Source organism: Burkholderia sp. NFPP32, assembly GCF_900119325.1.
In the GTDB taxonomy this organism is placed as follows: Bacteria; Pseudomonadota; Gammaproteobacteria; order Burkholderiales; family Burkholderiaceae; genus Burkholderia; species Burkholderia pyrrocinia_C.
Genome location: NZ_FPJP01000088.1, coordinates 1 through 1094 on the forward strand (window position 1 = coordinate 1; position 1094 = coordinate 1094).

Consider the following 1094-nt stretch of genomic DNA (forward strand, 5'->3'; position numbering starts at 1 on the left):
CAGGGCTTCTTTTCGTTCTGTTGAGTAGGCTTTCATTCATGCCGATTCTACCGCCCCCGGACCTCGTCTAAGAATCAAACGACACGACAACTAGTACAATATCCCTTAAATAGGTTGAATAATTAATCGCCTCGGATATCATGGCCGGATGAGCCGAGGCCGCCAAGCAACGCCAGTGAAGCTGGTGAATAAAGAACGACAGGAACTGCTCTCGCTGATCGAGCGGAAGACGGCTGCGCAACGAGATGTGATGCGGGCACGCATCGCGTTGTGGGCTCACGAGGGCCACTCCAATACGGTGATCGCGCGGGAACTGGGGGTATCCGTGCAAACGGTCTGCCAGTGGCGCAAGCGCATCGCCCGGCAAGGTATCCAAGGCATTCGCGAGGGCGAGCGCAGTGGTCGTCCGCCACGCATCACGCACGAAGCGCGACTGCAGTTGATTGCGCTGGCGTGTGAAGCGCAGGAGCCTGAGGGACGGGTCACGCCAACACTTGACGAGATTGCGACGCGCGCTGTGGAGCGCGGCGTCGTCGAGCAGATCAGCCGCAGCCACGTGCAGCGCATTCTGCAGGCCGGCGACGTGCGCCCGCACCGGGTCCAGCAATGGCTGCACAGTCCAGACCCGGCTTTTCGCGAGAAGGTCAATGTGATTTGCAAGCTGTACCGCAAGGCACCACGAAACGCGGTGGTGCTCAGTATCGACGAGAAGACCGGCATTCAGGCCATCGAGCGCAAGCACTCGGGACGCTCGCCTGTGCCGGGAAGGCTACGTCGTCGCGAATTCGAATATATTCGCCATGGCACCCAGGCGTTGATTGCCGCGCTCGATGTGCATACCGGACAGGTGTTGGCGGAGTGCCGCGATCGGCGTACCCAAGACGATCTGGTCACCTTCATGGAGCGCGTGTCTGCTGCGTATCCGGGCAAACAGGTGCACGTGGTTTGGGATAACCTCAATACGCATCGCGCCCAGGCCGTCTGGCAGGCATTCAACGCGCGGCACGGCCAGCGGTTTCGCTTCCACTTCACGCCGTTGCACGCGAGTTGGGTCAATCAGATCGAACTCTGGTTTGCCCGCTACACGCGCCGGG

Annotated in this window: 1 protein-coding gene; it reads left to right on the plus strand. The window is 60.5% G+C overall.

The features are described 5' to 3' along the window. Positions 1–148: 148 nt before the first annotated feature. The coding region (locus BT264_RS37310; RefSeq protein WP_072445499.1) for an IS630 family transposase at positions 149–1094 on the plus strand (946 nt) is incomplete at its 3' end.